Below are 14,019 nucleotides of genomic sequence, written 5' to 3'. Positions count from 1 at the left end.
CGGAGGCGATCGCTATGTTATCAGTCAGCGATGCACAAGCAATTATTTTAAATTTGGTGCAGCCGTTGGATCGTCAACGGGATACAGAAGTTGTAGATTTATTGACAGCAGATAGTCGCATTTTGGCAACACCTGTCACCAGTCCACTAGATTTTCCCCATTGGGATAATTCGGCAATGGATGGTTACGCAGTTCGCTACGATGATGTGCAGCACTCTAGCGCCGAACAACCAACCGTTTTAGAAATTGTTGAAGATATTCCGGCTGGGTATCAGCCTAAGTCTACGATTCAACCAGGGCAAGCCGCACGAATTTTCACGGGTGCGGTAATCCCAGCAGGTGCGGATACTGTAGTCATGCAAGAGAAGACACGCCGCGAGGAAAACCGCGTATTTATCCTGGATGCACCAAAACCGCAAGAATTTGTCAGACACAAAGCATCTTTTTATCAAGCCGGAACACAACTACTACCAGCAGGGATTAAGTTAAATGCCTCAGAAATTGCCGTATTGGCAGCAGCACAGTGTCCGCAATTAAGTGTTTACCGCCGTCCGCGTGTGGCAATTTTTTCCACTGGTGATGAGTTGGTAACAGCTGATAAACCGTTGCAACCAGGGCAAATTGTGGATTCTAATCAGTATGCGCTGGCAGCTTTGGTGAGACAAAGTGGTGCAGAACTGTTAATTTTAGGCATTGTGAAAGACGATCCAGTTGCTTTGGAGAAAGTCATTGCTCACGCCATTGCGATCGCTGATATAGTTCTCTCTTCTGGTGGTGTCTCAGTGGGAGATTATGACTATGTTGACAAAATTCTAGAGTCACTAAAAGCAAAAATCCACATTCGGGCTGTGGAAATTAGTCCAGGAAAACCCCTGACTGTCGCCACTTTCCCCAGTACAGACGCGATTAATCGCGTCTCTCCGCATTCAGGACTATACTTTGGTTTACCAGGAAATCCTGCTGCTGTGTTGGTGACGTTTTGGCGGTTTGTGCTACCAGCAATCAAAAAACTTTCGGGAATTACTGAAGGTTGGGAACCAGCATTTTTGAAAGTGCGATCGCATGATGAATTGCGATCGAACGGCAAACGTGAAACTTACCTTTGGGGTAAATTGCATTTAATTGATGGAGTTTACGAATTTCACAAAGCTGCTGGTAGTCACAGTTCTGGCAATTTAATTAATTTAGCTCAAACTAATGCCTTAGCTGTTCTACCTGTAGGTCAAACAGTAATTTTGCCACAAGAAGAAGTGCAAGTTTTACAGCTTAGTAATGGTCAAAATAATTCGTAATTCGTAATTAAAACAGTTATATAAGGGAATTTATACCTGTGTGAAATAAAATCATGAATAGACGATCGCGTAGCGTTTTTATAGGGAAATTAAATCCCAATGTGCTTGGTTTTGTGAGATGTATCTGTTAAGGCAGGTAGGGTGAGAAAGGGTAAAAAAAGGCTTAATCCAAGCGTCTTGAATTAAACCCGCTAATTACGAATTACGAATTACGAATTACGAATTAGTTAAAATATTTGCTCAAAAGCCTCAATCAAGCTGTTAACTTCCTCAACGGTGTTGTAATGCACCATACTTACCCGAACTATTCCACCTTGGGACGCTAACCCCAGGTATTCAATCAGCCGTTTAGCATAAAAGTCTCCATAGCGAATCCCAATATTATGTTGGTCAACTTTTGCGGGAATAGTTGAGCTATTTATTCCATCAACGACAAAAGATATAGTTGGTACGCGGAATTGACGGTCAGCCTTTGATTGACCAATCACTCGCACATTAGGCTTACTGTTGAGGTAATTTAAGAGGCGATCGCTAATATGTTCTTCATGTATGCTAATTAAATCAAATGCTTGCACCATTTGATTTCTCAAATCAGGTGCAGTTTCATTTCCGTAGTGCAGTTGTGCTAATTCACTTAAATAATCACATAAACCTAACATTCCATAACTTAATTCAAAATTGACATTACCTAACTGAAATTTATAAGGTATGTCTGTTTGTTCAATAAAATAATGATTAAGGCCAGGCAATCTTAATAAATGTTCTTCTTTGCCATAAAGTAAGGCATGGTGAGGCCCATAGACTTTATAACAACTCAAAGTATAAAAATCAACATCTAAATCTTGGACATCAACTAATCTGTGAGGTGCATAAGCTACACCATCTACGCAAATCATCGCGTTGCGATCGTGTACAAATGCAGCAATTTCTTTGATTGGATTGATGGTTCCCAGAACATTAGAAGCATGAGTCAAGGCTACCAGTTTGGTGCTATGACTCATCAATGGTTCTAAATCTGCTAAATGAAGTTCCAAAGTATCTGGTCGAACTTTCCACACTTTAACCTTCATTCCTTGTTTTTCAAGAGCGACCCAAGCACCAATATTAGCCTCATGGTCACAATTAGTAACAATAACCTCATCACCAGGTATGAAGGTTTGACCCAGACAAATTGAGAGAACTTTCAACATCATTGTAGTAGATGGGCCCATAACCACTTCTTTATCAGAATTGGCATTAATGAAAGTAGCCATTCCCCTAGTTGCTAAAGCCAATCGTTCTCCTGCAAGTTGAGAAACCCCATAAGAAGCTCCCAACTGGACATCAGAACTTAAGAGAAATTCGCTAATTCTATCTACTACCTTTTTCAAGGTTTGTGATCCACCGGCATTATCAAAAAAAGTCCATTCACCAGCTAGAGCAGGGAAATATTGACGAACTTTATCAAGATTCAGGAGCATAATATAAGTTTTCTAGAGAATTCTTTACCCTAGCCTACCTTCTGACAAGTCGCCCAGAGAGCATCTACATCCTCTTTTGGTCTTTGCAGCTTGTTGTGGGAGCCTTCTTGCTCTAAACATCTGGTGACAAAGAATATAAAGAGATGTAGCAATGATATGACATACAACGTTTTGTAACTACATAAAGTACACCCCTCCCCAACCCTCACGCCACTTGCTAAATATCGGGAACCCTAAGAGCAAACAAGTCGGACTGCTCAACGTAGTGGCGACTCTTACTAAGGGGAAGGTTATGGAGTATTTCTGCATTTTACGTTGGCGTAGCCTCTGTCTCCGACACGCTGTTCGCGTTGGTAAAGAAGTTGAAATCTGTTGTATCTAATCTTATAGCAACTATTAATGTCTTGATTCTTCACAATTCTCTCCAATTTTATTTGATAAGTTTAAGGGAGAGTCAAAGCAACTATTGTTTTGAGTCTTAATTCCTTGATTGAAAACAAAGGAAGGACTTATGAACACTACCACTACGGTTAAATACGACATCAAGGTTATCAAGGAAGAGGCACTTCAACTTGTTAAAAAGGGACTTCTTAACCGTCAGCACCCAATTTACACCATCTGTAAATATATTCCTCATCGTGACTGGGTTAATTTTGAACTTGAGTTAGAAAAAAATGAATTTTTACTCAGAGATAGAATTATCGACCTACTGAATCACGAATCATGGGAAGATGATTGAGACTGCATTTAGAAGCTGAACCACCATTAGCTACATCCCAATAAAATTAAAATTACAAATTCATTTTTCAACATTAAAAACCCTCGAATTAATCGGGGGTTATAAGTAAGAGACTATTAAAGTCAGCAATAAATCTTGATGAATGGCTTAGGCGGTGGAAAAGAGAAGAAAACCACCGCTAGCATCGCAATACAATAATTCTCTATTAAGGCTGTTTTCTTGTTCTAGCTGTGTCAGTTAATACCTGCTTATTGGGTTGTAGCCTTGCATTTTATGGCAATTTATTACTGAGATCAAGAGAAAATAATTATACCAACCTATTTCAGTCAATTGTATTAGGTTGTATTAAGTAGATAACTCTTCTAGCCCAATCCATTCGGTAATTGATTGCCATTGGCTTACGTAAACAGTAGTACTGCTACGTTTTTCTTTTAGAGTTTTTCTAGATAGTTTTCCCATGACAACATCGCTGAGTGAACTGGATTCGTTCCAATCGTAAATAGGCATTTCCTGCCAACAGTGGCGACAAAACCAGTAAGTCTCTGCACCACGTATATGTTCTAAAAGTAAGCTTGAGCAGCAAGGACAGTAATTCATATTTTTCTCAAATCCTGTTCATAAAAGTGTTATTGCAATTCAGGGCAGCTACTTGAGAAGCCCGTAAATATTTAAAACAAACTGTCTATATTTTGACTATAGTCTTTAAATATAAAGAACTTGTGAGGACAGTTAAAATACTTAATAAATTAGCAGAACTTATACATATTTTTTCAGTAATACTTTCATGCTGATTTAGCGGTTTTTTCACAAAATCCTCAAATTATATTCAGATAAATTCCAGTAAGATTACTATAATTGACAAATTAACCATAAGATTCAACGAGCAACTGCTTAAATTAGCTAGCTTAAATCATGTTATTAATTATTCTCTACGATCGATTAGCTCTGATAGTTTTTTAGTCGAAGCTATTGTCTCGATCGGTCAGAAAATATTCAACCAATTGAAATAGAGTAAGTCCGCAGCCAAAGTCAAAATAACTTAAAATTATGGGTTGAGGCACAATCGGCTCAAATGATGCAAGTTAATCAGGAACTTCAGCAAGCCCTCGAAGAACTCCAGGTTGTGAAAGAAAAACTGCACCAAGCTTACGAGGAGTTAGAACAACGAGTGACGGAAAGGACAGCAGAACTTGTGATGTCTAACGTCCTGTTGCAACAAGAAATTATTGAACGCCAAAGTGCAGAAACTGCATTACGGCAGAGCGAAAACCTCTATCGCCAACTTGTAGAAAGCCAAACTGATATAATTATCCGCATTGATTTGCAAGGGCAGATTACCTTTGCCAATGTAGCAGCTTGTCAAACCTTTGGCTGGAAACAAGATGAGTTTCGCGGTCAGTCATATTTCCAGTTTCTTCATCCAGATAACTTGACTCAAGTGATGGAAAGTATCACAGCTTTAGGATCTTCATCCCATCCCTTGACTAATTGTGAGCGATGTGAGTTGACAGTCAGTGGTATCCGCTGGTTTCAATGGAATGCGATCGCAATTCATAATCACAAAGGAGAGGTTGTTGAAATACAACAGGTAGGCAGAGATATTACCGAACAGCGAGCCGCGCTACACGACCGCCAACTTGCCGAAGCAGCATTACGCCAAAGTGAGGAGAAATTTCGCACTTTTTCCGAAAATACCCACGCCACGATCTGGATTGGTAGCGCAGATTCATTCTACCCTTTGTACATTAGTCCTGCTTATGAGAAGATTTGGGGTCGATCTTCCCAAGGTCTATTTGAGCAGCCAACATCTTGGCTAGACACAGTTCATCCAGACGATCGCTCTCGCGCCACCCAATCAATTGAGCAACTGCTTAGTGGCAGTCAATCCATTTCAGCAGAATATCGGATTTTGCGACCTGATGGATCGATCCGCTGGATTTCCAATCGGGGCTTTGCTGTCTATAATGACCAAGGACAAGTTAACTACTATGGTGGCATTGCTGAAGATATCACCGAGCGCAAGCTGGCAGAACAAAAAATTTCCGAACAAGCCGCTCTACTTGATATCGCTACCGACGCCATATTAGTTCGAGATTTCCAGTCTCAAATCTTATTCTGGAATAAAGGTGCAGAGCGGATGTACGGTTGGCTTTCTACAGAGATTATTGGCAAAGACCTCCACGATATTTTATACCCAGCCGGAATTCAGCAGCAATTGAAAGAACCACTAAAAAGCGTAATTGAGAGTGGCTCGTGGCAAGGTGAGTTACATAAAGTTACAAAATCCGGTCAGAAAATTATTGTGGAAAGCCGTTGGACATTGATGCGTGATTCTACAGGAGATCCCAAATCCATCCTGACTGTTGACACTGACATCACCCAAAAGAAACAACTCGAAGAGCAGTTTTTTCGCACCCAGCGATTGGAAAGCCTTGGTACTCTTGCAGGTGGTATTGCCCACGACTTGAACAATATATTGACACCAATTTTGGCATCGGCTCAATTATTACAGGGAAAATTTTTCCAAGACGAGGAGCGTTCTGGGCAATTGCTGACACTGGTAGAAAGCAACGCCAAACGCGGAGCAGCTTTAGTGAAGCAAGTCTTATCCTTTGCACGGGGATATAAAGGAGAGCCGACAATTATTCAAGTCCAGTATCTGATTTCAGAAATTATCCAAATTGCTAAACAGACATTTCCCAAATCTATTGAATTTTCCACCATTATCCCAGAAGAAATTTGCGCGATCGCTGGGGATACGACACAACTACATCAAGTATTAATGAATCTGTTAGTAAATGCCCGCGATGCTTTACCAGATGGTGGCAATATCAATATTTCTGTGGAAAATAAGTTTATTGATGAAGCTTATACCAGAATGAATCTTGATGCCAAGGTTGGGCATTATATTGTGATTACCGTTGCCGATAACGGAATTGGGATACCGCCAAAAATATTAGATAGAATTTTTGAGCCATTTTTCACCACAAAAGAGGTCAACACAGGTACGGGACTTGGACTTTCAACAGCGTTGGGTATTATTAGAAGCCATGACGGTTTTATTAAAGTGTCTAGCAATGTCGGTAGAGGCAGCAAGTTTGACCTGTTTTTACCAGCTGTCGAAGCAACCCACTCATTTAAGATAGAAGACCTGGATTTGATCCCAGGAGAGGGAGAATTGATTTTAGTTGTAGATGATGAAACCCAAATTCGGGAGATTGCCGCAATCATCCTAGAAAATCATAACTATCAGATACTCACTGCTAGTAATGGCATTGAGGCGATCGCACTTTACGCCCAACACAAGCATCAAATCAATGCTGTGTTGATGGATCTAATGATGCCAGAAATGGATGGAATTACCGCTATTCGCACCTTGCGAAAAATGAACAGCCAGCTTCAAATTATTGCCTGTAGCGGGCTGAACTCAATGGAAGTGTTTGCTCAAGCTGCTGATGTTAATGTGCAAGCAGTTTTATCAAAACCCTATACAGCCAGAGAATTATTGAACAGTTTACACCACCTATTGAGAGGCTAGTACCGCAAGGCGGAATTAAAAATTAAAAATTAAAAATTAAAAATGAATAGAACGTAAGCGTTTCATTGATTTGGAATGGTGAGGTAGTCCGGTCTTCTCCCAAGGGGAGACGCCAAAGGCGATGGGGGTTCCCCCCATGAGGAACTGCCGTTAGCGCAGCGTTAGCGAGTCATTGAGCGTCAGGGGTGGTTTATTTTCGCCGTGCTGTACTAGTAAGGAGAAGGGGAAAAGGGGGAAAGGGGAAAAAGGGACAAGGGGGACGAGAAGAATAAGCATATCCCATACCCAATTCTTCACAAGATCCTCAGATTGGTTTCCTAAATTTAGAGTATAGGCAACGTTGGCAAAATAGGGTTAATCCGGCTGATGAATATTGTTAGGAAGATTAATGATAACTTAGCGATCGCTGGGCAAATTACACTAGATCAACTGGGACAAATAGCTAATGAGGGTTATAAGTCTATACTGAACCTACGTTTATCCGACGAAATAGGCTTGCTGGCTAATGAGCAGGAGAAGACTGAGCTTTTGGGATTGTATTACGTTAATATCCCAACTAAACCTGAAGACATTAATCATCAAGGTATGCTCCAGATATATCAGATCGTCACTGAACTACCCAAGCCGATTCTGATACATTGTGATAATTCAATTCGTTCATCTGCAATAGTATTGTTGTATATCGCCCTCAAACAAGGCATAGCATTTGAAAAAGCACTGCAAAAAGTTATTAATTTAGGCTTGATATAAGACTAGTACCGCAAGGCGGAAGTCAAAAGTTAACACTGAGCGACTTGACTTGTGCCGAGCATCTCGACTTACTTCGACTACGCTCAGTACAAGTCGCTCGATGCAACCGGAGCCAAGGTAGCGCAGCCGAAAGGAGTCGAAGTGTCAAAACCCAAAAGTCAAAAGAATTATATTCCAAGCTTACTAGCGATCGCTCCAATTTTGCTTTAGTACTTAATTGAAAATAGTGTTTTATACCCGATTGAAAAAGAAACTCGTTCAATAATTTTCCCTTGTCTGCCTTCCTCTACTCCCTCATCCCATAGATTTGAAGTTCTCACAGCCTTTCATCCCAGAGCTAGACGCGAAAATTTTTATAGTAATTTACGATCGTTTGGGGAATATACCTCAGCAAACCGAAAACTAGAAAGAAAAATGAGGTTGTTACCTAGCTAAATTTCTGGAATTCGTCATCATGTATGAACTAGTTCAAGCTCTCTCCAACGGTGATGAAAAAACTGCTCTACATCAGTTGATTTATGCGTTGAGTACTTCAGGTAAGCATTACTTCCTAAGAAATGAGATTTTGCAAGCTTTTGCTGACTACTGTTATCAATCCCAAAAGCCAGCCTATTTTTACTACTCTTCTGCTGTTGGCAAACTAATACAATATACCCACGAAATAATTATCGAAGAGGAAAGTACTTGGTTCGTGATTCGACCGAGGATTGCTAATCAAGAAGTTTGGCAACTGACAGCTGACTTTAGCAGGTTCGAGCAGATGACGCCTCAAGCCCTGTTAGATGTGAGAGATCGTCTAGTCAACCGCTACCAACCCCATATTCTGGAAATCGATCTCCACCCCTTCTATGAGAGTTCTCCAAGAATTGACGACGCGAGAAATATTGGTCAAGGTTTAGCCTTCCTCAACCGTTACCTGTGCAATCAATTGTTGACTGACTCTGAATATTGGGTAGAAATGTTATTTAAAGCGTTACATAGGTTGCAATGCAATGGTATTCGCCTATTGTTGAGCGATCGCATTTCTTCTGGTATTGAGTTAGCCAAACAAATTAAGCTAGCGCTGAAATTGCTGAGTGAGCGATCGCCTGATGAACCTTATGAAAAATTTAGCTTTGATCTCCAAGAACTCGGCTTTGAGCCGGGTTGGGGTAACACTGCGGCGCGAGTCTCTGAAACTTTAGAACTCCTCGACCGACTCATTTACTCCCCAGAACCTGGCATCTTAGAAACATTTGTAGCTCGCGTCCCCGCCGTCTTTCGCGTCGTTCTCATCTCCATCCACGGCTGGGTTGGACAGGAGGATGTTTTGGGAAGGGATGAAACACTTGGTCAAGTTATCTACGTCCTCGAACAAGCCCGCAGCTTAGAAAACGAACTGCGCGAACAAATCAAACTCGCTGGACTCGATCGGCTAGGTATTAAACCCCATGTAATTATTCTGACTCGACTAATCCCTAACTGCGAAGGGACATTTTGTAATTTGCACCTCGAAAAAGTCCAAGATACTGAGAATGCTTGGATATTGCGCGTTCCTTTTGGTGAATTTAATCCAGACATCACCAATAATTGGATTTCTAAATTTGACATTTGGCCTTATTTAGAACAATTTGCGATAGATGCAGAAAGAGAATTACTAGCTCAATTCCAAGGCAAACCTAGTCTCATCGTTGGCAATTACAGCGATGGTAACTTAGTAGCCTTTCTGCTATCCCGCCGCATGAAAGTCACCCAGTGTAACATTGCTCATTCTTTGGAAAAACCTAAATATCTATTTAGCAATTTATATTGGCAAGATTTAGAAGATAAATATCATTTCTCGGCACAATTTACCGCCGATTTGATTAGCATGAATGCAGCTGACTTTATCATCACATCGTCCTATCAAGAAATTGTCGGCACGCCTGATACGATAGGTCAATACGAGTCTTATAAGTGGTTTACGATGCCGCACTTGTATCATGTAGTTGATGGTATTGATTTGTTTAGTCCTAAATTTAACTTAGTGCCGCCGGGAGTAAATGAAAATCTTTTCTTTCCCTACAGCCAAAAAGAAAACCGAGATTCTAAACTTTGCACAGAAGTCCACGACTTACTCTTTACCCGCGAAGATCCACAAATTCTTGGCCATTTAGAACGCCCCAATAATCGACCAATCTTTGCTCTTGATACCATCAATTCAATCAAAAATTTCACTGGTTTAGCTGAATGTTTTGGTAAAAGTCAGGCGTTGCAAGAGCGTTGTAACCTGATTATATTAACTACTAAACTGCATCTACATGAAGCTAGCAACCCAGAAGAAGCAGAAGAAATTCAAAAACTCCACGACATTATCGACCAATATAATCTTGATGGCAAGATTCGCTGGGTAGGAATGCGTGTTCCTAGCAGCGACATCGGCGAAGCCTACCGAGTAATTGCCGATTCTCAGGGAATTTATGTCCATTTTGCCCTTTTTGAATCCTTTGGTCGGAGTATTTTGGAAGCGATGATTTCTGGCTTGCCAACTTTTGCGACTCAATTTGGCGGTTCTTTAGAAATTATCGAGAACAAAGAAAATCAATTTAATGTTAATCCTACAGACTTAGAAGGAACAGCAACGAAAATTTTAGACTTCCTTGAGCAATGCGATACTCATGCTGAATACTGGTACGAAGTTTCAGAATGGATGAGTCAACGAATTCATCACAAATATAATTGGCATTTACATAGCAATCAATTACTACTGCTTGCGAAAATGTTTAGTTTTTGGAACTTTGTTGCTCCCGAAAATAACGAAGCCAGAGATCGCTACATGGAAACCTTATTTCATCTCATTTATAAACCCAGAGTCGAAAAGATTTTGGAAAAGCATAAGGGGGGATGAGGGAGTGGGGAGTGGGGGAGCAGGGGAGCAGGGGAGCAGGGGAGCAAGGGAGAGTTAGAACTGGATTCATCCACTTCGGAACTCCGTTCATCCACTTCGGAACTCCGTTCATCCACTTCAGAACTCCGTTAATCCACCTCAGAACTCCGTTCATCCACCTCAGAACTCCGTTCATCCACCTCAGATACTCGTTCATCTAGCTCAAAGACTCAAAATCTCCAATCTCCAACTTATGCAAACAAAAGGTCGTTCTCGCCATTTTATCTACACAGACTGGATATTAATCGAAACCCAGTTTGACCCTGAGCAATTGCACTCCAAAGAAACCGTCTTTACAATCGGCAATGGATACCTGGGGACAAGAGGCAGTTTTGAGGAAGGTTATCCTCATACATTGCCAGCTACTTTTATCCACGGTGTCTACGATGATGTGCCTGTGGTGTACACTGAACTGGTAAATTGCCCTGACTGGCTACCCTTGATAGTGATTGTGAATGGCGATCGCTTCCGTCTCGATCGAGGTGAGATATTGAGCTACGATCGCCAGCTTGATTTACGCCAAGGACTACTGACTCGGGCCGTGCGTTGGCGCTCTCCCAGTGGAAACACCATAGACATTAGCTTTGAACGCTTTGCTAGTCTTGCAGATCCGCACGTGTTGGCGCTACGCTGCCATTTAACACCAATAGATTTTGAGGGGTTAATCGAAGTTCAAGCTAGCATCAATGGCTATCCCGAAAATCAGGGTTTGAATCACTGGGAAGAATTAGATCAGGGCAAGACTAATCAAGGAATCTGGTTGCAACGCCGCACGCGCAACTCTCGAATTGAACTTGGTATGGCAGTTAAGGTGACAATATTAGGCACTGAAGCATCTTTACAAGTCAATACCGCACCTGGTTATCCTACCTTGAGTACAACCTTCTTCGCTAAAGCGCAGCAGACTGTGACAGTGGAAAAACTTGTGACAGTTTTTACCTCACGGGAGATTGAAGCACCAGTTCCAGCAGCTCAAGAAAAACTCGCACACCTGCCAGACTACGCAACATTACTAAAAGCCAATGAGCAGGCATGGAATAAGGTTTGGCAGCAAAGTGACATCCTGATTCAGGGGGATAACACAGCTACTTTTGCTGTTCGCTACAATCTCTTTCAACTGTTGATTGCTGCCCCACGGGATGATGATAGGGTGAGCATTCCCGCTAAAACCCTTTCGGGGTTTGGCTATCGCGGTCATATTTTTTGGGATACAGAAATTTTTATGCAACCCCTATTTCTGTTTACTCAACCAGCGATCGCCCGCAATTTACTCAGTTACCGTTGGCACACCTTACCAGGAGCTAGACGCAAGGCAGCCCATTACGGCTATAAAGGGGCAATGTTTGCTTGGGAAAGTGCTGATACCGGAGATGAAGTGACACCACGTTGGGCTATCGGTAGTGATTTTTATGGTGAAGACGTGCGGATTTGGTGCCGCGATCGCGAAATTCACATCAATGCAGATATCCCCTACGCAGTCTGGAACTACTGGCAAGCTACTGGTGATGATGACTGGATGCAAAAGTGCGGCGCAGAGATTATCTTAGATGCCGCGCTTTTTTGGGGTAGTCGGGCCGAATTTAATTCTGAGCGCGATCGGTATGAAATTCAGGGAGTAATCGGAGCGGATGAATACCATGAATTAGTCCACAACAACGCCTTTACAAACCGGATGGCGCAATGGCATCTAGAGAAAGCGATCGCCGTCTATGATTGGCTGGCTGACAAATTCCCCGAACAAGCCACCGAACTAGAACAGAAACTAAAGCTGACCCCAGAGGAGCGATCGCACTGGCAAGATATCGTCGCCAAAATATTGTTTTTCTATGAGCCATCAACAGGACTAATCGAGCAGTTCGAGGGATTTTTCCAATTGGAAGATATCAACTTAGCAGATTATGAACCACGCGATCGCTCCATGCAACCGATCTTGGGTATTGATAAAACCAACAAATCTCAAGTACTAAAGCAACCAGACGTATTAATGCTCCTATATTTAATGCGGGAATCAGCAGATTTTCCCTATAACGAAAAAGCATTACAGACAAACTGGGACTACTACGCACCCCGCACCGATATTACTTATGGTTCGTCCCTTGGACCAGCAGTTCAAGCCATTTTGGCTTCCGATTTGGGCAAATCAGCTGAAGCTTACGAACAATTTATGCGGGCGTTAATGGTGGATCTTGAAGATAACCGAGGTAACACCAACGATGGAATTCACGGTGCTAGTGCTGGTGGGATTTGGCAAGCTGTAATTTTTGGATTCGGCGGCATCCAACTAACTGAAAATGGCCCTGTAGCTAATCCCCACCTACCCCCTGGCTGGACGCGCCTAAAGTTTAAACTGCACTGGCGCGGGAAATGGCATGACTTCGATTTGCATGAGGAACTGGGGACAAGTGAGCAGGGGAGTAGGGGAGCGGGGGAGCGGGGGAGCGGGGGAGCAGGGGAGCAGGGAAGCAGGGGAGAAGTTGGAGTAAGTTTTTCCCCTCTGCCTCTTGTGCCCGATGCCCCATCTCCCCTGCCCAACATCCAAGGATTCATCTTCGATTTAGATGGTGTGCTAACAGATACAGCAGAACTTCACTATCTAGCTTGGCAGAAGCTAGCTGATGAAGAGGGTATACCGTTTAATCGGGAAGCTAACGAAGCTTTGCGGGGTGTATCCCGTCGTGCTTCCCTGATGCTGATTGTTGGGGATAGACCGTATTCGGAAGCACAAATCGAGGAGATGATGGAGCGTAAGAATCGCTATTATGTCGAATTGATCCAAAACATGACACCCCAGGATTTGTTGCCAGGTGCGATCGCTCTATTGGATGAATTGCGGCAAGCTGATATTAAGATCGGTATTGGTTCAGCGAGTAAAAATGCCCGCCCAGTGCTAGAGCGATTGGGCATTGTGGACAAAGTAGATGCGATCGCAGACGGTTACAGCGTACAAGAACCCAAGCCAGCACCCGACCTATTTCTGTACGCAGCCAAGCAGCTAGGAATTGAACCAGCGCAATCTGTGGTTGTAGAAGATGCCGCAGCCGGTGTTGAAGCCGCTCTAGCTGCTGGGATGTGGGCAGTAGGACTCGGCCCTGTTGAACGAGTTGGAGCTGCTCATATTGTTTTACCCAGTTTAGAAGGTATTAAATGGGCAGACCTTCGAGAGCAATTGAGTAACATTTCCAGACAAAAACATTAAACAAACGAGAACTGCTTGATGGACTTCAGCCGCACACTCGTGACTTCCAGTCATGAGTTAGGTTCAATACTGACAGCAGATTTCAAGGAAGGTGAAATACACAACGATTCGTCTTAGAGCTAAGTAGAAACAGTATTTT

Annotated in this window: 9 protein-coding genes; 7 read left to right on the top strand and 2 right to left on the bottom strand. The window is 42.4% G+C overall.

Going from position 1 to position 14,019, the window contains the following annotated elements; translation table 11 throughout:
• The first annotated feature begins 14 nt into the window (after positions 1–14).
• Complete coding sequence (locus V7K84_RS24575) at positions 15–1,292, top strand: molybdopterin molybdotransferase MoeA (RefSeq protein WP_334841891.1); 1,278 nt, start codon at positions 15–17, stop codon at positions 1,290–1,292.
• Between the two features lie 227 nt (positions 1,293–1,519).
• Here V7K84_RS24575 and V7K84_RS24570 read toward each other — a convergent pair whose 3' ends face one another.
• Entirely contained in the window at positions 1,520–2,752 is a 1,233-nt protein-coding gene (locus V7K84_RS24570; protein WP_334841890.1) for a cysteine desulfurase-like protein, read from the bottom strand.
• Between the two features lie 511 nt (positions 2,753–3,263).
• Between V7K84_RS24570 and V7K84_RS24565 the strand changes: the two genes are divergently transcribed.
• Entirely contained in the window at positions 3,264–3,491 is a 228-nt protein-coding gene (locus tag V7K84_RS24565) for a DUF4327 family protein (RefSeq protein ID WP_334841889.1), read from the top strand.
• A gap of 345 nt (positions 3,492–3,836) precedes the next feature.
• Here V7K84_RS24565 and V7K84_RS24560 read toward each other — a convergent pair whose 3' ends face one another.
• Positions 3,837–4,088: a hypothetical protein gene (locus V7K84_RS24560; protein WP_334841888.1), complete on the bottom strand. Its 252-nt coding sequence runs from the start codon at positions 4,086–4,088 to the stop codon at positions 3,837–3,839.
• A gap of 475 nt (positions 4,089–4,563) precedes the next feature.
• Here V7K84_RS24560 and V7K84_RS24555 point away from each other — a divergent pair, with 475 nt between their 5' ends.
• The 5 genes from V7K84_RS24555 to pgmB all read left to right on the top strand — a co-directional run bounded on the left by V7K84_RS24555 (position 4,564) and on the right by pgmB (position 13,880).
• The gene (locus V7K84_RS24555) at positions 4,564–7,029 is read left to right on the top strand and encodes a PAS domain S-box protein (RefSeq protein WP_334841887.1); all 2,466 of its coding nucleotides are present in this window, start codon (positions 4,564–4,566) and stop codon (positions 7,027–7,029) included.
• A 366-nt stretch (positions 7,030–7,395) separates the two neighbouring features.
• Positions 7,396–7,779, top strand: coding sequence for a beta-lactamase hydrolase domain-containing protein (locus V7K84_RS24550; protein ID WP_334841886.1), 384 nt, complete (start codon positions 7,396–7,398; stop codon positions 7,777–7,779).
• A gap of 51 nt (positions 7,780–7,830) precedes the next feature.
• Positions 7,831–7,989 (top strand): hypothetical protein, encoded by a 159-nt coding sequence (locus V7K84_RS24545; protein WP_334841884.1) that lies wholly within the window; start codon positions 7,831–7,833, stop codon positions 7,987–7,989.
• Positions 7,990–8,233: 244 nt separating this feature from the next.
• Positions 8,234–10,645: a sucrose synthase gene (locus V7K84_RS24540; RefSeq protein ID WP_334841882.1), complete on the top strand. Its 2,412-nt coding sequence runs from the start codon at positions 8,234–8,236 to the stop codon at positions 10,643–10,645.
• Positions 10,646–10,877: 232 nt separating this feature from the next.
• Positions 10,878–13,880, top strand: a complete 3,003-nt coding sequence (pgmB, locus tag V7K84_RS24535) for a beta-phosphoglucomutase (RefSeq protein WP_334841881.1) — start codon at positions 10,878–10,880, stop codon at positions 13,878–13,880.
• The last annotated feature ends 139 nt before the right edge of the window (positions 13,881–14,019 follow it).

The organism is Nostoc sp. (genome assembly GCF_036917315.1).
Classification (GTDB): Bacteria; Cyanobacteriota; Cyanobacteriia; order Cyanobacteriales; family Nostocaceae; genus Nostoc.
The sequence above is the reverse complement of the archived record's forward strand: the minus strand, read 5'-3'. Positions and strand labels throughout refer to the sequence as shown.